A 329-nucleotide genomic window follows, 5' to 3' on the forward strand; every position below is an offset into this window, starting at 1 on the left:
GTGCGCGTGCGTGCGTGCGTGCGCACCTGTATGTATTAAACAGAAAAAGAAAAGAAAAAAGCGCTTACAGCACCTGGTATTCCCAGGCGGTCTCCCATCCAAGTACTAACCAGGCCCGACCCTGCTTGGCTTCCGAGATCGGACGAGATCGGGCGTGTTCAGGGTGGTATGGCCGTAAGCAAAGACTGCAGACGACGACAGGCCTTATATACAGTAAATGGCAAACGAGGCTTATTCAGTCAGTCTGCCAAAATGAAAAGAGGCTTACAGCACCTGGTATTCCCAGGCGGTCTCCCTTCCAAGTACTAACCAGGCACGACCCTGATTGG

The 329-nt window shown here is 52.6% G+C and carries 2 rRNA genes; both read right to left on the bottom strand.

The window, feature by feature from the left end:
* Positions 1 to 61: 61 nt before the first annotated feature.
* A 5S ribosomal RNA gene (gene rrf / locus IEQ44_RS15665) occupies positions 62 to 180 on the bottom strand.
* 81 nt (positions 181 to 261) lie between these two features.
* Positions 262 to 329, bottom strand: a 5S ribosomal RNA gene (gene rrf / locus IEQ44_RS15670); the annotation flags it as partial.

It is taken from the genome of Nocardioides malaquae (genome assembly GCF_015070385.1).
GTDB classification, from domain to species: Bacteria; Actinomycetota; Actinomycetes; order Propionibacteriales; family Nocardioidaceae; genus Nocardioides; species Nocardioides malaquae.